General features: G+C 49.3%; 20 protein-coding genes. 11 read left to right on the forward strand and 9 right to left on the reverse strand.

Annotated elements, in window-relative coordinates; all coding sequences use genetic code 11:
* Nucleotides 1–210 precede the first annotated feature (210 nt).
* Nucleotides 211–738: a DUF413 domain-containing protein gene (gene maoP / locus DB847_RS07710; RefSeq protein WP_159084457.1), complete on the forward strand. Its 528-nt coding sequence runs from the start codon at nucleotides 211–213 to the stop codon at nucleotides 736–738.
* A 202-nt stretch (nucleotides 739–940) separates the two neighbouring features.
* On the opposite strand, the gene DB847_RS07715 is transcribed toward maoP, so the two are convergent.
* The 4 genes from DB847_RS07715 to DB847_RS07730 form a co-directional block, all read right to left on the reverse strand.
* A complete protein-coding gene (locus tag DB847_RS07715) occupies nucleotides 941–1,339 on the reverse strand; it encodes a bacteriohemerythrin (protein ID WP_108650156.1) in 399 nt (132 codons plus the stop codon).
* Between the two features lie 36 nt (nucleotides 1,340–1,375).
* Entirely contained in the window at nucleotides 1,376–1,873 is a 498-nt protein-coding gene (nrdG, locus tag DB847_RS07720; protein ID WP_108650157.1) for an anaerobic ribonucleoside-triphosphate reductase-activating protein, read from the reverse strand.
* A complete protein-coding gene (nrdD, locus tag DB847_RS07725) occupies nucleotides 1,870–3,972 on the reverse strand; it encodes an anaerobic ribonucleoside-triphosphate reductase (protein WP_108650158.1) in 2,103 nt (700 codons plus the stop codon). The genes nrdG and nrdD overlap by 4 nt, the downstream gene beginning before the upstream one ends.
* A gap of 270 nt (nucleotides 3,973–4,242) precedes the next feature.
* The gene (locus DB847_RS07730) at nucleotides 4,243–5,562 is read right to left on the reverse strand and encodes a TerC family protein (protein WP_108650159.1); all 1,320 of its coding nucleotides are present in this window, start codon (nucleotides 5,560–5,562) and stop codon (nucleotides 4,243–4,245) included.
* Between the two features lie 409 nt (nucleotides 5,563–5,971).
* Between DB847_RS07730 and adk the strand changes: the two genes are divergently transcribed.
* From adk to DB847_RS07745, 3 genes are all read left to right on the forward strand, one after another.
* On the forward strand, nucleotides 5,972–6,616 hold the full coding sequence (gene adk / locus DB847_RS07735) for an adenylate kinase (RefSeq protein WP_108650160.1): 645 nt from the start codon (nucleotides 5,972–5,974) through the stop codon (nucleotides 6,614–6,616).
* Entirely contained in the window at nucleotides 6,609–7,637 is a 1,029-nt protein-coding gene (hemH, locus tag DB847_RS07740) for a ferrochelatase (protein ID WP_234418533.1), read from the forward strand. The genes adk and hemH overlap by 8 nt, the downstream gene beginning before the upstream one ends.
* Before the next feature lie 112 nt (nucleotides 7,638–7,749).
* Nucleotides 7,750–9,057: an inosine/guanosine kinase gene (locus tag DB847_RS07745; protein ID WP_108650161.1), complete on the forward strand. Its 1,308-nt coding sequence runs from the start codon at nucleotides 7,750–7,752 to the stop codon at nucleotides 9,055–9,057.
* 297 nt (nucleotides 9,058–9,354) lie between these two features.
* On the opposite strand, the gene DB847_RS07750 is transcribed toward DB847_RS07745, so the two are convergent.
* Nucleotides 9,355–9,558 (reverse strand): hypothetical protein, encoded by a 204-nt coding sequence (locus tag DB847_RS07750; protein WP_234418534.1) that lies wholly within the window; start codon nucleotides 9,556–9,558, stop codon nucleotides 9,355–9,357.
* Nucleotides 9,559–9,930: 372 nt separating this feature from the next.
* On the opposite strand from DB847_RS07750, the gene DB847_RS07755 reads away from it, so the two are divergent.
* From DB847_RS07755 to DB847_RS07770, 4 genes are all read left to right on the forward strand, one after another.
* Entirely contained in the window at nucleotides 9,931–10,548 is a 618-nt protein-coding gene (locus tag DB847_RS07755; RefSeq protein WP_159084458.1) for a helix-turn-helix domain-containing protein, read from the forward strand.
* The gene (locus tag DB847_RS07760; RefSeq protein ID WP_108650164.1) at nucleotides 10,548–11,447 is read left to right on the forward strand and encodes a queuosine precursor transporter; all 900 of its coding nucleotides are present in this window, start codon (nucleotides 10,548–10,550) and stop codon (nucleotides 11,445–11,447) included. The genes DB847_RS07755 and DB847_RS07760 overlap by 1 nt, the downstream gene beginning before the upstream one ends.
* Nucleotides 11,440–12,285 carry an NADPH-dependent 7-cyano-7-deazaguanine reductase QueF gene (gene queF, locus DB847_RS07765; RefSeq protein ID WP_108650165.1) on the forward strand — a complete coding sequence of 282 codons (846 nt, stop codon included), beginning with the start codon at nucleotides 11,440–11,442 and terminating at the stop codon, nucleotides 12,283–12,285. The genes DB847_RS07760 and queF overlap by 8 nt, the downstream gene beginning before the upstream one ends.
* 472 nt (nucleotides 12,286–12,757) lie before the next feature.
* Nucleotides 12,758–13,078, forward strand: coding sequence for a putative quinol monooxygenase (locus DB847_RS07770; protein ID WP_108650166.1), 321 nt, complete (start codon nucleotides 12,758–12,760; stop codon nucleotides 13,076–13,078).
* 219 nt (nucleotides 13,079–13,297) lie between these two features.
* On the opposite strand, the gene DB847_RS07775 is transcribed toward DB847_RS07770, so the two are convergent.
* From DB847_RS07775 to DB847_RS07790, 4 genes are all read right to left on the reverse strand, one after another.
* Entirely contained in the window at nucleotides 13,298–14,119 is an 822-nt protein-coding gene (locus DB847_RS07775) for a PAS domain-containing protein (RefSeq protein WP_159084459.1), read from the reverse strand.
* A 503-nt stretch (nucleotides 14,120–14,622) separates the two neighbouring features.
* The gene (locus DB847_RS07780) at nucleotides 14,623–15,540 is read right to left on the reverse strand and encodes an IS5 family transposase (RefSeq protein WP_108648954.1); all 918 of its coding nucleotides are present in this window, start codon (nucleotides 15,538–15,540) and stop codon (nucleotides 14,623–14,625) included.
* A gap of 492 nt (nucleotides 15,541–16,032) precedes the next feature.
* Entirely contained in the window at nucleotides 16,033–16,431 is a 399-nt protein-coding gene (locus tag DB847_RS07785) for a SulA-like leucine-rich domain-containing protein (RefSeq protein ID WP_108650168.1), read from the reverse strand.
* 1,340 nt (nucleotides 16,432–17,771) lie between these two features.
* Entirely contained in the window at nucleotides 17,772–18,878 is a 1,107-nt protein-coding gene (locus DB847_RS07790; RefSeq protein WP_108650169.1) for a DUF2057 family protein, read from the reverse strand.
* Between the two features lie 1,242 nt (nucleotides 18,879–20,120).
* Between DB847_RS07790 and DB847_RS07795 the strand changes: the two genes are divergently transcribed.
* Genes DB847_RS07795 through tssB form a run of 3 tightly spaced genes read left to right on the forward strand, consistent with a single transcriptional unit; the run spans nucleotide 20,121 to nucleotide 22,295 of the window.
* On the forward strand, nucleotides 20,121–21,179 hold the full coding sequence (locus DB847_RS07795; RefSeq protein WP_108650170.1) for a type VI secretion system ImpA family N-terminal domain-containing protein: 1,059 nt from the start codon (nucleotides 20,121–20,123) through the stop codon (nucleotides 21,177–21,179).
* Nucleotides 21,086–21,757 carry a type VI secretion system domain-containing protein gene (locus DB847_RS07800; protein WP_199911897.1) on the forward strand — a complete coding sequence of 224 codons (672 nt, stop codon included), beginning with the start codon at nucleotides 21,086–21,088 and terminating at the stop codon, nucleotides 21,755–21,757. The genes DB847_RS07795 and DB847_RS07800 overlap by 94 nt, the downstream gene beginning before the upstream one ends.
* Before the next feature lie 31 nt (nucleotides 21,758–21,788).
* Nucleotides 21,789–22,295, forward strand: a complete 507-nt coding sequence (gene tssB / locus DB847_RS07805; RefSeq protein ID WP_108650171.1) for a type VI secretion system contractile sheath small subunit — start codon at nucleotides 21,789–21,791, stop codon at nucleotides 22,293–22,295.
* Nucleotides 22,296–22,299 lie beyond the last annotated feature (4 nt).

Consider the following 22,299-nt stretch of genomic DNA (forward strand, 5'->3'; position numbering starts at 1 on the left):
CGACGGCTCCTTGTCTAATCAAACAGCGATCTCTGGTTTATCATTGCGCGGCAGCTGAGCCTTTTGTGGCTTGGGAGCGGGGAGTTGCAACCTTTAAGAGTGGGAGACAGTCCACAATTTTCGACACAAGTTGATGGTTCGTTTACTAATTATTTTTAAATCAAAAATCACCCATGACGAGCGAAGTTCAGGGATAAGGTGCCTTGCTGGTTGAGGCTCTTCGGACGAGAGCTTGGTGTTGGTTTTTTTTTGTGTGCGAAAATCTTGTTTTTAACGTTACAAAACAGTCCTTTACAGCTAAAAAAATTTGTACTAAATAATCGCAAAAATAGCTTGAGGATTATCATCATGCAGAGCACAGCTCGTTTTTTTGACCGAAAAAATTTCCCTCATGGTTTTAGCCGTTCAGGTGTATTTACCCTTGCAGAGTCCGATCTGTTGGAAAATTATGGCCGCGCGATGCAGGCGCTATCAGATGGATCCCAATCGCCCCAGGATGAGTCAGATCTCCAGTTTGTTAAAGAGGTCTCAGGAGACTTGCCACCGCAGAGCGCTGAGGCGAAAGTCTGGCTCAAGTACATGGAGAAAGCCTTTGGCAAGCGTCGCGTCTATGTGCTGTGTGGTGAGGGCAAGAAAAAAGCTTCAAAGTCTTCCGATACGGCCGATAGTGAAGAGATTGATGAACCACAAATCGATGTAGTTGATGATGAACTGATCGCTAATATGGACAATGAATAGCTTATGAGCAGATCGAATGTACGCTCTTTAGGGAGTTGGTATAGCGAATGAATAAAAAGTTGCTGGAGCACTCGCTCCTGCTTGGTTTTGTGCTTGTCGCGATTGTCATCGCAAGCCTGGTTAACTAGGCTCTGCTGACGTTTCAGGGCAACAGGTTCAGCAATGGAAACTCCAAAGAGCCCCCTCATGGCAAGGGGGCTTGTTATTTAGCCAGCTTGCTCTTCATCGGCAGGTCGACTTCGGTAATATGGCTGACCCACCAGCGGTACAGAAAATTCAGGATCTCCTGGGCGCAGGCGTGTTTATCCTGAGCAATAGAGAACTGTTGTGCCAAATGGTTGATGCGGCGGCAATATTTGTGATGCTGGGGTTGATGCCAGGAGAAATAGTCCGGATCAAAATCAGAAAAAATAGCATCTTCGGTCTGGAAGTGGTGCTGGCCATAATCGACAATCGATTGGATCAACTCCGGCAGTGACTCGAGCTCTTCGCTCTCAAGGCGCTGTGCCAGGGTATTGATCATCTGGATGAGTGCCTGGTGTTGCTTGTCTATGGCGGGCAGTCCAAGCTCCATATAGCTGCCCCACTGGATAGGTTCCATCTTTTCCCCTTGCTTCCCTGAGCTCCACTCTCAAGCTTATGTAACTTCTCCTGCCTGGGCAAGGGAGGGGGAGATGTGGTGGATCTGTTGATTTCGGCTGCCACGCCACTGAAGGTTTGGCTCGGCAAGCCCTGACTCGAATTTTCCATCGATCAGGACATCAATATATTGCACCACCTGTTGCTGCCTGGAGCTTAGTTCTCTGAGGCGATAACCGCTCCACAGCCAGATATCTTTACCCGGACACTCGGAGCGCACTCTTTGTACCAGCTTCAGTACCGTTTCCAGGTTGGCCGGATGCAGGGGATCGCCCCCGGACAATGAGAGACCACGCCTTGGGATCCGGCTATCCTGCAGATCATTGATGATCTGATCAAGCAGGGTTTGGGTCACCGGTTTTCCGGAGTCGGGGCGCCAGGTCGACTGGTTGTAGCAGCCTTTGCACTGGTGCTCACACCCTGACAGGAACAGGGTGCAGCGGGTCCCCGGGCCGTTGACTACATCCAGAGGGTAATACTTGTGGTAATGGCTCACAGGTGCTTGACTCTGCGCTGTACTTCCAGCTGTTTACCGCGATTGAAGGGACGAGCATCCGGGCTTCCCAGGTAACCACAGACCCGGCGGGTAACCGAGACCTTGGCCGGATCGTGATTGCCGCAGTGGGGGCAGCTAAAGCCCTTGCTGGTACAGTCAAATTCACCTTCGAAACCACAGCTATAGCATTGGTCGATGGGAGTATTGGTGCCGTAGTAGGGCACCTTGTCGTAACTGTAGTCCCAGACATTTTCCAGCGCTTCGAGATTATGGGCCATGTTGGGGTATTCGCCATACAGAATGAAGCCGCCACTGCTGAGCTCGGGATAGCCTTTCTCAAAATCGATTTTATCGTAAGGGTTCACCTTCTTCGCCACGTCGAGGTGGAAGCTATTGGTGTAATACCCCTTGTCGGTGATCCCGGCTTGTTCGCCAAATTGCTTACGATCCAACTCACAGAAGCGGTTGCACAGGTTCTCGCTTGGAGTGGCATAGAGGCTAAATCCATAACCGCTCTCTTCACGCCAGCGCTGCGTCGCCTGCTTGAGGTGACGAACGATAGCGTGGGCCTTATCCTGTAGCTTGGGATCATCATAGAGATGGGTCGAGTCACCATACAGGGCGATAATGGTTTCATGCAGGCCGATATAACCAAGGGAGATCGAGGCGCGGCCGTTTTTAAACAGCTGGCTGATCTCATCTTCCGCCTGCAGCCGAACACCACAGGCCCCCTCCATATAGAGAATCGGTGCTACCTTGGCCTTCACGCCTTCCAGGCGCTCAATACGGCTGTCTAGGGCGCGTTTTGCCAGGGTTAACCGTTTGTCCAGCAAGGCATAAAACTCCTTCTCATCTCCCCTGGCCTGCAGGGCGATCCTCGGCAGGTTGAGGCTGATGACCCCGAGGTTATTACGCCCCTCATGGATCTCCTGACCATCTTCCTGGTAGCGGTCCAAAAAGCTGCGACAACCCATGGGTGTTTTAAACGAGCCGGTGATCTTAATCAGCTGGTGGTAGTTGACTATGTCCGGATACATCCGGTGCGCCGCACACTTGAGCGCCTGCTGCTTGATGTCATAGTTGGGATCCTGTGGGCTACGATTCAGGCCTTCGCGGATCGCAAACACCAGCTTGGGGAAGACCGCGGTTTTGCTGTTTTTACCCAGTCCCAGCAGGCGGTTATGCAGGATAGCCTTCTGGATCAGCCGGGCCGCCCAACTCTCACCCAGTCCAAATCCAAAGGTGACGAAGGGAGTCTGTCCATTGGCGGTATGCAGGGTATTGACCTCATACTCCAGGGACTGGAAGGCATCGAAGCACTCTTTCTCGGTTTGGGCCCTGGCATAGGCCGTTGCATCGGCAACCTGCCACTTGGCCGCGGTATCCAGGTGCTTTTGATAACTGCACTCCACATAGGGAGCCAGGACTTCATCAATACGGTTGATGGTGGTTCCGCCATAGATATGGCTGGCGACCTGAGCGATGATCTGCGCCGTGACCGCGGTTGCAGTGGCGATCGATTTCGGAGTGTCGATCTCGGCGTTACCCATCTTGAAGCCACCCTCCAGCATCCCCTTGAGATCGATCAGCATGCAGTTGAACATGGGGAAGAAGGGCGCATAATCCAGATCATGGTAGTGGATATCCCCCCTTTCGTGAGCCGCCACCACATCGGCGGGCAACAGGTGCTGCTTGGCATAGTGGCGGGAGATGATCCCGGCCAGCAGATCCCTTTGGGTAGGGATCACCTTGGCATCCTTGTTGGCATTCTCAAACATCAGGTTGGCGTGACTCTGGGCGATCAGCCCCTCAATCTCATGATGCAGGGATGTGTTCTTTTCGCGCTGGATCAGGCGCTGCTTTGCGTGAGCCTGATAGCTTTGGGCAATAGCGGTCAGTCCATGTTGATTTAGACTGTTGAGCAGCAGAGTCTGAATCTCCTCACTGCTGCAGTGGCTTTGTTGGTCAAGAGTTGTGATCACTGGATCCAGGATGGCTGGGAGCTGTTCCTGTTTCGCACCGGCATGGGATAAGCTTGCCTGGAGTTTAGTCAGGCTAAGGGGCTGGCAACGACCATCACGTTTGATCACTTGACTCATTAAATGAGACTCCTGTCACAAAATTGGTTTTCATTAGTATATCTAGTGGTTTGAATTGTATTTATGCCACTACATGTAGATCAACCGCTGTTATCTCCAAACGGCATTTCGATGATCTGGATCAAATGAAGCTATAGGTTGGCTAATTGCTGTACAGCAATAATCTGTTGTTTTTTCACTAAATTGTGAAGGGTAGGCTTGACTTTCTGCCGAAAAAACAGAGCCCCGGATCCGGGGCTCGGCTGTTCAACATCGCTAGCTGTGTTGCGATTAATAGGCGGGGGTCAGTGGCAGCTCTGATTCATCATCATCAAAGTCTCCTGCAATCTCCTCCATCAGATCGCGGACCGTGGTGATCCCGACAAACTCACCCTGGGCATTGCGAACCAGCGCCAGGTAGGTTTTATTGGCTCTAAGAGCCCGCATCGCTTCCAGCAGGTTGCTGCTATCGGTCAGATAGAATGGCTTTTGGATGAGGGATCTCAGCTCCAGTGGTTGCTTGCTCAGCAGCCGGGCCAGTACATCACGCTTGCGAATGATCCCCAGTGGCTTGCTGGCATCGCCGTTCTCAATGGCGATCAGTCGCGAGTGGACCGTGCTGGCCAACAATTGACGCAACTTGTCGTCGCTCTGAGAGAGATCCAGCATCTCGGTCTTTTTAGGACTCTCCATGATGGCACTGACTGGTAGAGAGCCGAGCTTTAGTACCTGAGCAACCATCTGCTGTTCATCCTGGGCAAAGATCGGCTGCCCGACTTCAGGAAGGACCTCTTGTGGCAGGTCTTCACCCACCCCATTTTTTTCACCCAGCATCCGCATCACCAGCTTTGCAGCTCGCTCCCTGTGGCCCAGGTTCAGCTTGAGGCGTTTACGGCGTTTTTTCTGCGCCAGCTGGTTGAATAGCTCAATGACGATCGAGAAGCCGATCGCTGCATACAGGTAGCCCTTAGGAATATGCAGGCCAAATCCTTCAGCCACCAGGCTAAAGCCGATCATCAACAGGAAGCTTAGGCAAAGAATGATCAGGGTTGGGTGTGCGTTGATAAACAACGACAGCGGCTTGCTGGCGATGATCATGATGATCATCGCGATGACCACGGCGATCATCATGATCGACAGGTGATCGGCCATACCGACCGCTGTAATCACCGAGTCCAGGGAGAATACCGCATCGAGCAGGACAATCTGGGTTATAACGGACCACAATGGGGAGAAATTTTTTCTTGGACCTTCGCTGTTGTGTGAGTGTCCCTCCAGGCGCTCATGGAGCTCCATCGACCCCTTAAACAGCAGGAACAGGCCGCCCAGCAGCAGGATCAGATCCCTTCCGGAAAATGTGTGACCCAGCACTGTGATCAGTGGATTGGTTAGGCTGACCAGCCAGGAGATACAGGCGAGGAGTCCCAGCCGTATAAACAGGGCGAGAAACAATCCGACGCGTCGTGCTTTGTCACGTTTTTCGGGGGGGAGTTTTTCTGCCAGGATGGCGATAAACAGCAGGTTATCGATCCCAAGGACGATCTCAAGGATCACCAGAGTGGCAAGGCCAGCCCAGGCCGTCGGGTCCATAAACCAGGTAAAGTCCAACATATAGTCTCCGTGTAGATTCTAAGTAACCCGCCAGCGAGGCTGCTCAGTTGGAGAACTGGTTTTGTGGGGGCAGTGACTGCCTGGAGCACAATCCGTGTTCCTTGCCTGATGAGGTCCGCGAAGCGGGCGTCAACGGTGTTCGATGTATCCGGGGATAGCAGCGAACACTCTCGCATCATAAGGTAACTGAGCTGGGGAGCAAGCCTTTTTTTGTGGGATTTTTCAGCGAGAGCGGCGAGGGAACGTGATCCAGCGCATAACCGCTGGTTAATTTGTCATCAATCAGTGAGTCAATGCTTGTTCCCCGGGGGGCTGGGGTGTAGATTCATACCCTTTGCGGGCTTTTGACTATGTTGAGTCAGTGACTGGCCCCGAATAAAGCCGAAAATAAAGAGTTGAGGAAGAGTCAATGCGGATTATTCTGTTAGGTGCGCCCGGTGCGGGTAAGGGTACCCAGGCACAGTTTATTATGAACAAGTATGGGATCCCCCAGATCTCCACCGGTGACATGCTGCGTGCTGCAGTTAAAGCTGGGACTCCATTAGGTCTGAAGGCCAAAGAGGTGATGGATGCAGGTCAACTGGTCTCTGACGAACTGATTATCGGCCTGGTGAAAGAGCGAATTGCCCAGGACGATTGTGAGAAGGGCTTCCTGCTGGACGGTTTCCCACGCACTATTCCTCAGGCTGATGCGATGAAAGAGAATGGCATCGATGTCGACTATGTTCTGGAATTCGATGTGCCGGACGAGGTGATTGTTGAGCGGATGGGCGGGCGTCGTGTACACCCTGGTTCAGGTCGCGTGTATCACGTGGTCTTTAACCCGCCTAAGCAGGAGGGAATCGATGATGTGTCCGGCGAAGAGCTGGTGATCCGTCCCGATGATGAGGAAGGAACCGTTCGTAAGCGCCTGGCCATCTACCATGAGCAGACCGAGCCGCTGGTTTCCTACTATCAGAAGGAAGCGCAAGCCGGTCGTGGTCAGTATCACCAGATCAACGGCATGCAAGCGGTTGATGCTGTGAGCAAGCAGCTGGCAACCATTCTTGGCTAAATCACCCGGGCCTTTGTCTGACAAGGCATCCGCAGAGATAACCCCGAGCAAACACGGGGTTATCCTGATCAACCTGGGTACGCCCTCGGAGCCAACTTCGCAAGCCGTCCGGCATTTTTTACGTGAGTTTCTCTCAGACCGACGCGTGGTCGGGCTTTCGCCCTGGCTATGGTTACCCCTTCTGTATGGGGTGATCCTGCCTCGCCGAAGCCCCCGGGTTGCCAAAAACTATCGCAAAATCTGGCTCAGGGAGCAGAATAAGTCGCCCCTGTTGTACTTTAGTGAACAGCAGGCTGAAAAACTCCAGAAGCGGTTTGATGAACAGGGTCAGCCCGTGGTGGTGCGCTGCGCCATGACCTATGGCAATCCCTCCCTTAGTAGTGTTTGGCAGGAGTTTAAACGTCTTGGGATCACCCGAGTCTCCTTACTGCCGCTCTACCCTCAATACTCCAGCTCAACCTCGGCGCCAACCCTGGATGCCTGGAGCCGGGTGATGGGAAGAGAGTTTGCGCTGCCTGATCTGCACTGGATCCGCGACTACCATCAACACCCCCTATATATCAGGGCGCTGGCGGAGAGTGTGCGCCAAAGCTGGCAGCAGGGCTCTGGCCAAAGCTATCTTTTGATCTCCTGCCATGGGATCCCGGTGCGCTATCAAGACCAGGGAGATCCTTACCCACAACAGTGTCAGCAAACCGCAACCCTGCTTGCCCGCGAGCTGGGTCTTGAAGAAGATCAATGGAGCCTGACCTTCCAGTCGCGTTTTGGTAAGGAGCCTTGGATCACCCCCTACACAGATGAGGTTCTGCAGCAGCTTCCGGCTCAGGGGATCCGCAATATCTCGGTGATTTGTCCCTCTTTTTCCGTCGATTGTCTGGAGACCCTTGAAGAGATTGCCGATGAGGGGCAGGCGCTGTTTCTTAAGGCCGGGGGAGAGCAATTTAACTATATCGCAGCGCTCAATGATTCTAAGAGCCATATAGAGCTTTTTTACCAGCTGATTCAGCCTTCATTGAGATAACAGGCAGTTTTTTGTGGTAAAGATTTAGATTTTATAATGTTTAGCAATTCCTCACTGTCGGAACTGTGGTAGAATCGCCCACCATCTTTGTTACTGCACAGTTCAATCACTTATGAAGTTTCCGGGTCAGCGTAAATCACAGCATTATTTTCCCGTTACCACACCCCGCACTCTCCTCGAGCAGAGCGCAGCCCGTACGGCTCATGGCCAAAGCTATGTTGTTGGGATCGACCAGACCCTGGTCGATATTGAGGCCCATGTGGACGATGCGTTCCTGGAGCGCTACGGCCTGAGCAAGGGACACTCGGTTATCATTACCGATGAGACGGCCGAAGCTGTCTATAAAGAGCTCAAAGACAATGAGATGGTGGTCAGTGAGTTTGCTGGTGGAACCATAGGAAACACCCTTCATAATTACTCTGTACTGGCCGATGACCTGTCGATCATGCTGGGAGTGATGAGCCGCAATATCGCAATCGGCAGCTATGCCTACCGCTATCTGTGTAACACCTCATCGCGGATGAATCTCAACTACCTGCAGCCTGTTGATGGTCCGGTCGGGCGCTGCTTCACCTTTATCTCAACCGATGGTGAGCGCAGCTTCGGGATCAATGCTGGCCTGATGAACCGTCTCAGCGAAGATTATATTCCCAAGGAGGTGATCCAGGACTCGGTGGCTCTGGTGATCACCGCTTATCTGGTTCGCTGTTCTGATGAAGATACGATCAAGACCGCGACCTTTAAAGCCCTGGAGTATGCCAAGGAGGCAGGTGTCCCTGTGATCCTGACCCTGGGGACTCGCTTTGTTATCGAAGATGATCCAAAGTTCTGGCAGGAGTTTATCCGTGACTATGTGACCGTGGTTGCGATGAACGAAGAGGAGGGGCTTGCCCTGACCGGTGAGAAGGATCCTCTACTGGCGGCCAATAAGACTTTGGATTGGGCAGATATGGTGCTCTGTACCGCAGGCCCAGAGGGTCTGTATATGGCTGGTTATACAGATGATAAGTACAAGCGGTTAACGGCTCACCCTATTTTGAACAACGAGCAGTTTCCTGAATTCAATCTCTATGAGTTCAGCCGACCGATGAAGCGTAGCGCCTGCGAGAATCCTTTGCGTATTCACTCTCACATCGCTCCTTATATGGGGGGCCCGGAGAAGATCAAGAATACTAATGGGGCAGGAGATGGGGCCCTGTCAGCCCTGCTGCATGATATGGCTGCCAATGGTTATCACAAGCTGAATGTCCCTCACTCAGAGAAGCATAAGAGCGAGTTTCTCACATACTCCTCGTTTGCTCAGGTGTGTAAATATGCCAACCGGGTAAGCTATGAGGTTCTGGCACAGCACTCACCCCGTTTATCTCGTGGGTTGCCTGAAAAAGAAGATAGCCTGGAAGAGGTATACTGGGCAAGGTAATTGCCCTATATCATTTCGATTGCTTAAGCCCGGCCTTGTGCCGGGTTTTTTCTATCTGGCCGATTAGCGACGATTAGCGACTATTTTGCCGAAAGGGAGAGCTGAGCAAAAGGGCGAGCAGGGTTTTATCCTGTGGTGCTGGAAGCGTTTTGAGAAGAATCTTTTTCAGGGACTTCAGGATAAAATTGGAAACGTCAACAGGGCCGGCTTCACCGGCCTGGATGGTCATCGTTCGCGGCCAGCACGAAAGGCATCTGATGAATCAGGAAGTAGAACAGCTTATTGGAAATCGATCTGTTACTTTTCAGCGAGATCGGCACCATGAGTACTGCTCCCGGCATCAAGCAAAGGGTTGGAGCAGACTGCCAGCTGTTGGTGGGCATAAGCGAGCGTACTCTGATAGCTGTCCCGGTTTAATCCATCATAGAGCCGCTGTCTCAGATAGATATGCAGCAATTCAATACGATCGGATTCATTTTCATCTGCTCTGGGGATAAGCAAGGTCTCCCTCATGGGTTCAGCCGATTTCCGGTGATCCTGAGTAGAAGGTTGTTCTGAGCTTTGCCGCTGGCCCTGGGTGATGGGCATTTCGGGGATCATCATATTCCTTGTGATGGTTTTGAAATTTTTAAATACATTTTCAAGAATAAACGCAAGGCTACATTATTAAAGTCAAAATGTAAACTTACGTGATACCTGCGGGATATTTTATTCGGTATAACTAGAAGTTTGGTGCCATTTGAGGAGTTGATCCTTATAAATAATGGAGTTTTTCTGGATATCAGTCAGGGTTTAGGATAAAATCCCGCCCCTGTCTTGGAGGCAGAACCTGGGTGCTCTTTCTATTTTATTAAAGCTTCTTCTTTACTGACTATGAATAAATCAAACGCACAAAGAAAAAACAATATAATAAAAAACATTGATTATCTGATTAAATCAAGAAATGAAACCAAGTTCTCTTTTTCTGAGCGTTGTGGTTTAACGCGCACATCCTTGTATAAAATATTGGATGGTAAAGTACAGAATGTAAAGCACTCAACAATTGAGAGGATCTCTGATTTTTTTGGCGTTGCATGTGATGAGATTGAGTATTTTGATCTTGAGAAAATTGAGAGTCAGAGAAAGACAATCTCTATTGATGGAAATAAAAATCCTGCAGCAGTTCCAATTATTCCTCAATCTTGTTTTTGTGATAGCCGAAACAAGACGATCGGACAGTTAGTAACAGAGCATCCTCTGACATATATCTATGATGATGCCTCAGAGGTTATCGCGATTCGTCTTGAGAAAGATTATGGGAATATTCTTTCTTCAGGGGAAGTTATTGTTGTAAAGAGAATTCCGGTTTTGGTTGATGGCTTTCTGGCTCTCTATGTATCTGAAGATAAGGAGCTAATCATTAAGGATGATGATACATATGTTGGATTTAGCTCTTTTGATCTGTCTGAAGATCTTGAGCTGATAGGTTGTATTATTGAGGAAAGATTTTGATGGCGACAAAATATAAGTTGTTGGGATTTACTCGGACTCCCCTGTTATCTGCTTCAATCATGGTTTTATCGACAGGCAAGACGATCCGTATGGGACTAAAAGATCTGGTTGATAGTGAGATTTTTGATGAGCTCGATAGAAATGAGCAGAAGTCGGTTTACCGAAAATTCTATGGCGGTAAAGGTGTCAAGACCATGTATGATATTGCCGATCGAAATGAACGATCCTGGAATGCATACATCCTGATCTGTATTGCTCTGACTGCTCTATTCCTGGCTTGTACGCTGACCGGTATCAAACCAGTTAGGATCGAGTCACTGCATATGACAATTCCCGCAGCTATTTTTGTCTATCCATTGACATTCATCTTGATAGATATCCTTAATGAGTTTTATGGCCTGCGAAAGGCGAGACAAGCTATCTTTGGAACCTTCATCGCTAATTTACTGTTTGTTGGTGTTCTTTGGTTTTCTACCAAGATGAATGCAATTCCTGGCTGGGGTATGGACTCTTCATATGACTCAATAAGCTACGGGATTACATCAGTATTTATTGCATCATCCCTTTCATACCTTTTATCTGAAAACATAAACTCTTACCTTTTATGTAAGATAAAAGCATTGACTAACTCCAGGTATCTTTTTATACGGGTTATTGCAAGCACAACGGTCGCTGCTGCGGTTGATAGCATTACTTTCATCACAATTGCTTTCCATGGTGTCCTCAGTATGGATATTATGATGACAATGATTATCTCTCAGTTTGTAATTAAAATCACTTATGCCATTGTTGGTGTGTTCCCCATCTATGGAACGCGCTGGCTGTTCAGGCACTATATCAATGTACCTCAGAACTCAATGGTTACACCTCAAAAAGAAGGGAATATGAGTTATGCATAATGAAACTCCAGATGTTTACGCAAAGCATTTAGGGCAGAAGTCCGCCTATATCGATAACTATGATGCATCTTTATTGCAGCCTATTCCCCGGGCTCTGGGGCGGGGTAATATCGGGATTTCTTCCGAGCAGCTCCCTTTTTCGGGGTTTGATCTCTGGACCGGTTTTGAACTTTCCTGGCTGAATGCTAAAGGCAAGCCTGTTATCGGGATCGCTGAATTTAAAATCCCTGCTGTATCAGAGTGCCTGATTGAATCAAAGTCTTTTAAGCTTTATCTGAATAGCTTTAACCAGACCCGCTTTGATTCAGCCGAGCAGCTGCAGGGGATCATGGAAAAGGATCTGTCTGCAGCCGCAGGCGCACCGGTAGAGGTGGCTCTTTTTGAAGGAATGAAGGGCTATTCAACAAAAATCGATGAGCTTGAGGGAGAGAATATTGATGAGCTTGACATCGAGGTTGAGGATTACTCTTTCAGGGAAGACTATCTTGAAGGTGCGGTGACCGACTCCTCTTTGCAGGTGAATGAGACTCTGAGCTCACATCTGCTAAAGTCCAACTGTCTGGTAACCTTCCAGCCTGACTGGGGAAGTGTCACCATTAAGTATCAGGGTGGACAGATCGATCGTGAAAAACTGTTGCGTTACCTGATCTCTTTCAGGCAGCACAATGAGTTTCACGAGCAGTGTGTTGAGCGGATCTTTAATGACATCCAGAAGTTCTGCGCCCCACAAAAGCTGAGCGTTTTTGCACGCTATACTCGCCGTGGTGGCCTGGATATCAACCCCTTCAGAAGTAACTTTGAAGAGACTCCAACTATGGGGCGACTGGTTCGTCAGTAAACCAGCCTCAAATTTGACTGACAGCAGTGCAAAGCTGCTGTCAGCAAGCTTACCTCTCCAGCATAAGAAGCATCTTCAGCGCAAAGTGTGTGGCACCAGGACCACTCTTTTTCCGGTGATAAAGGCCGCGTCAATTTACCCCCGGAAACCCTCTGCCAGAATATCCTGCTTACTTGGCCTACTTTCCATCCCTGAGTTTCGATCAAGGTCGCTTTGCATCTGTTGATTAGCTAGGCAACTGGGTGGGATGTTTCTGTAGGAGCAAAGAACTTCATCCAGTCGCGGATAGCTCAATGCGGGTCTTTTCTTTGTGCGTTAACTCTTTTACATGATTCAAAAGATCAACATTGGCTCGATTCGAGCTGGAGACCGGAATTTGTTATCTTTGATCCCATAGCTGCGGTTAAAGCTCATGATGCTCTTTCATTGGAGTTTGAGGTACGGATATTCTCGATTTTAAAAGGAGATTAAAATGAGTAAGAAAATATATTGTGTTGCCCAGTTTCAGCCAAAAGAGGACAAGTTTGATGAGCTTTTTACAACTCTGAAGGCTCTGGAGCCTGATACTTTGCGGGAAGACGGGTGTATCCAGTACGTAGTAACGAAACATATTCCAAGTCCTTTTGCCGAAGGTGACAGCTATCCGATAGCATTCCAGGAAATCTGGGCTTCAAATGAAGCATTTGAAGCCCACTGTCAAAAAGACTGCATCAGAGAGTTCTTTGAAGATGAGTGCGCTGCGGATTCAGGGCTGGTAGATAAATGGAATGTATGTATTTATACCGATGAGTAATCATCTTTTAATTTTCTGTAACCAACTACTGACCTTAGAGTGAGGTCAGTAGTTGTATCGCCATTCAGTTGAGTGGCGGTTGAATTTGAGCAAAACCACAACTCGATCGGCAAGCAAAGAATCCTATGGCCTCATTCTCGAGGTTTTATGATCAGAGTTATGAGATTGCCTAAATTAGGACCCGGATTCCATATTCTCCAAGCTATGAAAGGGAATGGATCAAATATCTTCATCCAGCAGCAGGGAGCGGTGATACTCATGTAGGAAACGCCTTGGGATGTGGGAGAGCCAGCCCCTGGCACGCATGAAGTCGCTAATCTGGGATACCGGGATCTTCAGTGTCTGGCAAGCCCGGTTGATGCGTGCTCTTGCCGCTGTCGTTGATATATCTAAGCGAGTCCCTATCTGCTTATCACCCAGGCCAATACCATAAAGGAACAGAGCCTCCCATACCTTCTCAGAGAGTAACTCGGTTGGCGTTTTAAGTTTCCAGGCTTCACTGGCTGTACGTTGGGTGGCTGTGACTGTTTTCGCATTCTCGATCCGTCCCAGCACTATGTTAGTAAACAGTGAGATATTCTCATGCAGGGGCATGCAATGGAAGAAGGTACCCAGAGGCTCTGAGCAGCGATTATAGATAGGGGTTTTACAGAAGATATAGGGTTGGGTGATCTGTTGAGGTCCAAATGGATGTATTTCAAGAGATTTTACTGTGGTCCCAGCCTTTTCTGTGGTGCGATCATGGGCGATAAACATCTGTGAGAATTCAGAGGTGGATGCCGGGAGCTCAGAGTTGGTTTTTCCCTTGAGCTCAAATCCTTCCGGAAGATTTAGCAGATCGATATAGGCTTGATTAGAGTAGACAAACCGGGACTGGTTATCCTTGATCCCCATAGGCTGCGGGTTACGCTTCATGATCTGCAGGAGCATGGGGGCGATTCGTTGCAGCTCTATCTCTGTCTGGATCGCATTATGACACTCCGCGAACCTGAAAAAGTCTTCTAATGAATCCGCAATGAACATATTTTCACAAAAAGTCACCCTAATCCTCCTGAATTCGCTCTTTAATCGAGGAAAACCCTACTTTCAAAAGGGGTTTTCGGTAACAAGGATAAAATATTTTGGCTTTTATCCAAGGTTTTTTTGCTAAAGTAATTAAGCTTAATCAATGGGCTCATGTGGGTCTTTGTTTCTTTTGAGACTGTTATTAATGATTTATTGCCAATAAAGAAAACAATGACCTTTTAATTTCCTAATTCGCTAGATCCCAATTGAATCCATACTGAACCTCGCCTTAACCAGAGGTGTCAATAATAGACGCAGATGGCTTCTGGAGCCACTTTCCGGTGCCGACTAAGTACCCCCGTAGGCTGTTTGTTGACCCATTTAGAGGTGCAGCCTCTCGGTTCTCAGTTTTCAAAACCATGTATTATCTCTGTTCTTCCATGGTGCGGTCAAGTGTGAATATTATACTTTTTAATTTTGTGATAGTGCTTGATGGCGTTGTTTCCTAAATCCGAGTCTGATAATTGACTTGTACCCATTCAGGCAGCTTGCTGCCTGACAGGCATACCAAGCCCGATCACTTTGTTTAAAGCTTTAACTCCGGCCAAGGCTTCCCCAACCTGACCGTTATAACAACGTAAGCTCAGCTGTGGAGAATTGAGCTGTTTGTAGCGAGACATTGCTGTTTCTGCTAACGAGCGCTGATGGTAGTCGTTGTCATGCTTCCATTGTGAAAGCTGCCCATTTTTAAGCGCTTCGACAGCTTCATTTCTGGGATGATCTCCTTTCCAGTAAGCTGCATTACTGCGGGGAGGAATCGTTGGTTTACAACCCTTTCTCTGTAACAGTGCATAGCAAGCCTCTGTATCGTATGCACCATCTGCTGAGACTTGCTGTATCTTGCGTCGTAGTGGGTTTAATAAGGTCGGCAACACCTCGTTATCTCCAACACTATCAAGGCTGACCTCGGCTGCTATGATTTCATGAGTTTGAGCATCAACAGCCAGGTGGAGCTTGCGCCAAACTCGGCGCTTTTCTTTTCCGTGCTTGCGCATTTTCCACTCTCCCTCACCGTGGATTTTGAGCCCTGTCCCATCAACGACCACGTGAGCAACAGGGCCTCGGCTGGGGCGGCGATATTTTATCTCAACGGTCTTCGCTCGTTTGCTGATACAGCTATAAGTCGGTGACTTAAGAGGAACATTCATGAGCTGAAAGACCGAATCAAGGAATCCTTGCAACCCCCTCAGTGGAAGGCTGAATACTCCTTTGAGCATCAACGCGGTTTCGATAGCGGTATCACTGAACGTGAAGCCTCTTCCTCTGTCGCCATGGTGCTCCTGACAATGCCAGTTTTTGACTGCATTCTCATCCAACCAGAAGGTGATCGAGCCACGCTTTACCAATGCTTTATTGTATTGAGACCAGTTCTTGATTTTGCCGTTGGATTTACCCATTTGAAGCTTCCCATCATGACGATGGGAGATCAGATCTTGCTCAAACCAAAAGGTTCCATCGATTTAGGAAACAACGCCACGCTATGGTGATTATTGGCAGCTGGATATCTGCTGTAGGAGTGATAGCTATTGTTATTAACTACTCAAATTATCAAATGACATCTTTGATTGGGATATTAATGATCTTGGTGGGAGGGGTAATCTTCTTCAATTTTCTTGAAGAAGATCAATGCTTCTCATCCATAAAAAAAAATAATTAGAAATTAGAGCAGACAAAGCGATGACAAGTGTTGATGCAATCGGTGCAGCACGTTCTGAAAAGCCGATCGCAGATAGAGTGGTTCATCTGAGCGGGTTTGTTAGCCTCATCAGACATGAACTTGTGAGCTCTGCTATTGTCTGCTCCTCAAACCACCATATGCTCATCCTGAGCAATGGACTGTGATCTAATCATTTAAGGATCTAACCAGGTTAGATCCTCCTTTCTCACGCTTAGTGCAGCGCCTGGCAGTCTCCCTGATGAGCAAAGGCGTAGCCATGGCATTTGCTATTTTGGGCTGCGCGCTTTAACTCCTGTAGCTCTTCGCCGATAGGCTCCTCCATCCAGGCCAGTACGGCTGAGCAATAACCATTCTTGAGTGCTTTTTTCAGGGTCTGTAATCGATCTTTAAGTTGCTTGGCCTGGATGATCAGCACATGCTGAGTATCGATTCCCAGAGCCTGTAACTGTTCGGCACATGGGAGCGCAGGGGGAGCGATCCATAGTTGCCAACGCTTCTGCTGACTCAGAGGTGCTAACTGCTTGAGCAGTGTATCTAAAGAGTATTCATCGCCCAGGGGCTTGCTGGTGTTGAACTGTGCTGTGTGCTGGTAACCCTGAAAAGATGTCATGGTACTCTCCAAAAACAAAACCACTGTATGGGTATACAGTAGTTTTCTCTAAACTGTTTTGCAAGTCGTTTTTGTGAACATGTGATCTTGTATGGGTATTGTGCTGCGTACGGCTGATTTTCAGCTACACTGCAATCCCCTCGCACCCCTAAGGATGAAGGCATAGCTTAGACATCACATCCTTGTAATGGCTAAGCTCTCGCGCCGCTTATCATCCCTGATAAGCCCTCCCAGTTCAGCATCCTACCTCTCTCTCTGCTTCTCTGAGAGAATCGTGGCCCTTATTGCTCAACCTTCATCCTCTGCAGTTCGCCTCAGCGCTCGCTTACGGGGAGTTAAACTCCCCCTTTGGTTCGCACCGAAGAGTCACGTTGGAGTTTGAGATTGAAGGATATGGATATCCTGAAAGCAGGGCCGAGCCATGGATGGCTCATTTCTGCGTATCTCATAAAACCAGTGGCTCTGAGGATCAATGCGAATCAGGGGGCACCCTCGGGGTTGTTAGGGGGACTGGGTGAGCAGTCCCCCTGACCCGAAGTCCGCGGCCGGACAGTTGTGCCGCAGGCACAAAATAGCTGACCGCAGTTCAAATGATTGAGGTTCGCTTTGTACCAATAGCGAACTTTCTATATATATATCCTGCGGATAGCCTTTTTGCAGCTACGCTGCATTATTGCCGGGGTGCCGGCAGCACATTACTTTTGTACCGCCAAAAGTAATCAAAAGCTCCCTTCGCGTGATGGGTCCCTCCATCAAGCTCCGGTGCTCGGCATCCGGCCTCGACAACAAAAATAGTGGACTTATAGTTCGCCTCGGCGCTCGCTCACGGGGGCTGCTTCCCCTTTGATTCGTGCCTGAAAATCATAATGCGAGTGAAGCCGAATGGCAGGACGCCATGAGTGCATAGCCACGCCAAGGACGGCGTGTCTATGCTGAGCTTCAAGGAGTAAGTGATTTTCAGGATTTCCACGCATCGAGGGGCACCCTCGGGGTTGTTAGGGGGACTGGGTGAGCAGTCCCCCTGACCCGCCGCCACTCGGCAGTGGCATCTGTGCCGAAGGCACAAACAACAGCCCGTAGGGCAAACAAGCGAAATACCGGGGTGTTCTTGGGAGTGAAGAGGGTATTGGACAAGCAATACTCTTTTCCCCCAGCCCGAAGGACAGAACAGAATAAGGTAAAAATGATCCACAGATTTACTGATTAATCAGTGGATAACTCATGTAATAGCGCGAAATACGGGGCCTGGAAGCGGTGGTTGCTTATTGATCATTGAGGGGCGAAGGGAAGGGCCCGGGCCCGACGTAGGAGTCGGTCCGAAGGGCCCAGGCCCGTTTAACTTAACTTGCTGCTGTACTATTTGTGGTATGGATCACCCCGAGGGTCAGAGGTGGATTTTTCACAAACTGTTTTGCCTCGGTTGGGTTTTGTGGATTGCGGGTCGACACCTTGATGGTCTGCCCATCTTTGAGATCAAATGAGAGATTCACCGGTTGTGACTGGATCACCTGATCATTGTTCGCGGTGCGATAATCTCCCTGGTAAGTCACCTTCAGGTAGTTGTTGCCCGGAGTCAGGGTTTCAAAGGATGGACTCCCTTGGACCGCCTTACCATTGAGTTCAACCAGCTTCACCTGGGATGGCAGAATCAGGGTGTTGGCTCTTTCAGTCAGGGGCTGAGCCGGTGCCTGGGTAAAGCTGACGCTTTGGCCGGTCGCTTGATCCACCAACTTGAACTGTGGATTGGTCTGGGTCGAACTCATCACCTGATTTACATCTGCATTGGTGGTGGTTACGCTCGGAGCGATAGCCTGAATTGATATCTGCTCTCCCTGGTTGGCGTTAAATACGATCGTCATCGGCTTGGATTTTGCGTAAAAATTATCCTGGAGATCGCTACTGTAGTACTGAACCGTGACCTTGTTCTGGCCGGCCTTGATTGGGGTGATCCCCTGTTGGGTCACCGCCTGGCCATTCTGACCCAGCAACAGGACATCACTCGCCGGGGTCAGGGTGCTCTGCTTGAGGGTGGTTGCTCCGGCCTTTTGGATATTGAAGGGAACACTGGCGCCCGTTGCCTGATTCACCAGCTCAAATTGAGGAGCATATTTGGCCTGCTGAGCCTGTACCAGGGAGTTGGGTTGCTTTGCCTTGAGCAGCAACTGCTCGCCGCCGGTGGCATTAAAGCTTATCTGCATCGGGACCGAGCGGATCATCTGTGAATGATTACTGTTTTGATACTGGCTCTGATACTGGATCACCATCTGGTGCTCACCTTGGGTCAATGTTTGGGTGGTAGCATCGGTGGGCAGCTTTTGATCGATACTCTGGATCGCAACATTCGAGCTTGTTTTTAGCAATGCAGAAGAGGTATTGGCTGCAAATGCCTGAGTGGCCAGGGCTGGAACTGCCAGAGCGATTGCAATTGAGATTGCTTTAAGTTTCATGATTGACTCCTATGGATTTCTATATCTCTATATTTTCAATATTGTGCTCCGATAAAGTGGCAGCTTTACTCGGAGTTAAATCTTTATTACGGCTCCAGTATAAATCTGAATCTTGAATGAAAGCTGAATGATGAAAAGCTGAATAAATTAATCACAACTCCTACACTTTGTCATTATTTGCCATACTTTTTCATAACTTTATTCGATGAAATACTCTCCTTGAGTGTGCGCCTTTTTCCATGTGTTCAAATGCTTTTATTTTATTCATTAATTATTCATAAGATAAGGTTCAAATAAAATAAATCGTTTAATAACAATAAGTTACGCCATTGCCTGCTATAAGGGGAACCGTGTGGGTTGCTGGTGTTCGTCCTATCGAGAATGAGTTTTATCTTGCAGATTCACAACAAAGTGCGACAGTTTCTCTGAGCTATAATTTTCAATGCTTTTTTCATTTGATATTTCATATGTCGATAACTCACTGGGGTGGTGAGTTGATATTACGCCACTGGTAAATATTGTTTTTCCTGGCAGGAAACAATAATAAATCAAAGGTATTTTTCCGGGGCTGAATTGGTTATGAGCTATCTGTTGATGGGGGAGTTAAATAAGATGTGAGAGGGAGTTTTTGAAACATATCTCACATATGGATGTTCGTTATAGACAGTGCTTCCTGTACTGCTGGCTAGTTATGCAGCCGACAAGGCAATGGAGGAGCAGGGCGTCAGATGCACCGTGCGTCAGTTCTTGACACGCCAAGGGGCTTTTGAATAAAAGTTGTAAATTGTTGTTAACAACTGAAGCATTCAGCGGTCAGTAAGCTGATGTTCTGGATAATCTTCAATTAAATCAAGGGATTATCATGATGGTGCCTGGTTAATAGCAGATATAAAAATGGCTGACCAGATTTAAGATTCATTTATGTCCGTTTCTGAGAGCGGTGTGGCAATCCCCCACGGGATGACTAGCTACAATGATGAGTTTTCTCTTATAGTAGCTTCACCCTTTGGCAAGGTTCACCGGTTGATCTGTTGCTCATTTTTTGAGCGAAAAGGTTGAAAGGTCAGGGAGAAGGTGATAGTAATTCTTACTCCCATATCAAAAACGTAGTAGTTTAGTGTGGTACGGGATGTTGATCGGTTTGGGTTAGTGCGTGATCTGTGTATCAGAGCATTATGTCACAGGCTGAAACGGGATCATAAAGAGCGGTAGCGCTTCATCCTATCAAAGGAGAGAAGAGAGATGATCACGGATGATATCAGGGCATTGGGCACACAGCCTGTTTCAGAGCAGTCTCCCGGGGGAGAAAACGCTACCCTGGATCCTGATATGGATGCCCTGCAGCTTGAGCTGGACAAGCTCAACAGCATATCCCAGGCCAGTGAAATCAGCTGGCCACGCGTAGAATCCCTGGCAGAAAGCTTATTAAAGAACCGCAGCAAGCATTTCCAGGTTGCGGCTTACTGGGGGGTTGCTCGCCTGCACAATCATGGCTTTGAAGCGATCGCCGAGGCCGCGGTGGTGCTACAGGGGCTGGTCGAGACCTTTTGGGATTGTGCCTGGCCACCGAAAAAGCGGATGCGTGGCAGGATGCTTGCCATTGAGTGGTGGCTGGATGCCGCAGGTCAATGGGTGAGTGATTATCAGGGAGAGCCGATTGATGAGGCGACCCAGGTGGTTACCCTGGAGAGCATCGATCGCCTTGAATATGCCCTGACCGAACGTAATCCCGATGCGCCTATGATGCGCTCTCTGATCAATGGGATTAAGCGTTTACCCCTGGTCGCTCCCGTTTCTGAGTCTGCTGCAAAGCCCGTCGAGGCCGATTCATCCCCTTCACAGGAACACCCCACTGAGTCAGGTGCTTCGAATCAAGTTGAACCCAACAAAGATGTTCAGCCTGCCTCTGCCCCGGCTCAATCTTCTGCACCCGCCACCCCGGCTTCGTCTCCTGTCGCCGATTCAGCGCCCAGTTCACCGAGCCCTGAGCTCCCTATCTGTGATCCCGGTGGTGACGAGTCTCCGGATAAAGAGTTGGCTCGGGGGATGAGCGCCTTTATTCATGTCGCAGAGCTGCTGTTTCGTGCAGATCCATCCAGTGCGGATAGTTACCGTTATCGGCGCATCGGGAGCTGGTGCTCCCTGAAGACACCCCCCATCAGGGGGAGAAAACCCGCCTTCCACCGCCTGCCAGCGATGATCTTGAGATGCTGCAGCGCCTGCTTAAAGCGGGTAACTGGAACGGACTGCTCAAATCCTGTGAGATGCGGGTCAGCCAGTACCGTTACTGGCTGGATCTAAGCTTCTACTCCCATCAGGCTCTACAGGCTCTGGAGCACCTACAGGCTGCACAGGCCCTCGAACAACAACTGGTGCAGTTTGTAGAGCGGCTACCCGGCATCGAGGCGATGTGCTTTTCAGATGGTCGGCCGTTTGCTTCCCCTGAGACCCGCCAATGGCTGGAGCAGGCGAGCGCAACCCATGCCGGTGATGCATCTGCCGGACTCTCCGAGCTGGATACCCTGTTGCAAAAATCTAAGATTGCGGCCAAGGGGGATAAGCCCGAGCAGGGGTTTTCTATGCTACAGGAAGCCCTTGAGGGGGCCTCGGTTGCCGAGCAGGTCGAATTGCGCTGCCAGCTTGCCACTTTGATGAGCGAGGCGGGTCATCCAAAGCTGGCGTTGAGCCAGATCGAGAGTGTGTTGGAGGCGGTTGAGCACTATCGCCTGGAGGAGTGGGATCCTCAGTTAGCACTTTACCTGTTAGGCAGTGCCTATGATCTTTTTCACGCATCTGGCGATGGTCGCCGGGCGCAGCAGACGCTGGCGAGAATAGCTTTACTCTCTCCGGTGGAAGCGATGCAGCGAGCATCGAACTGATTAGGTTCACTCTGATTAAGGAGAATAAGAGATGGCAAATGAAGGCTCAGTCGCCCCAAAAGAGCGGGTGAATATTGTATATCGACCCGCAACAGGAGGGGCCCAGGAAGAGGTTGAGCTGCCTCTCAAGATGCTGGTGGTTGGCGACTTTACCCAGCAGGAAGATGAGCGCATGGTGGAAGAACGCGCCCCGATCAATATCGACAAGGATAACTTTAATGATGTGCTCAAGGCTCAGGGACTGGAGCTTGAGATGAATGTACCGCGTCGCCTGGCGGGTTCCGAGGAGGGGGATCAGCTACCTGTGAACCTGAAGTTTAATAGCATCCGTGATTTTGAGCCGGATCAGATTATCCAGAAGGTTCCGGAGCTGGCCAAGTTGTTGGAGCTGAGAGAGGCCCTCAAGGCTCTCAAGAGCCCGCTGAGTAATGTCCCTGAGTTTCGTAAAAAAATTCAGTCATTGGTTCAGGATGAGTCATCGCGCGAAGCTCTGCTTAAAGAGCTTGGGCTTGATGGTGCAGAAGAAGACAAGGAGTAGGAGA

The sequence above is a fragment of the Dongshaea marina genome, from assembly GCF_003072645.1.
Classification (GTDB): domain Bacteria; phylum Pseudomonadota; class Gammaproteobacteria; order Enterobacterales; family Aeromonadaceae; genus Dongshaea; species Dongshaea marina.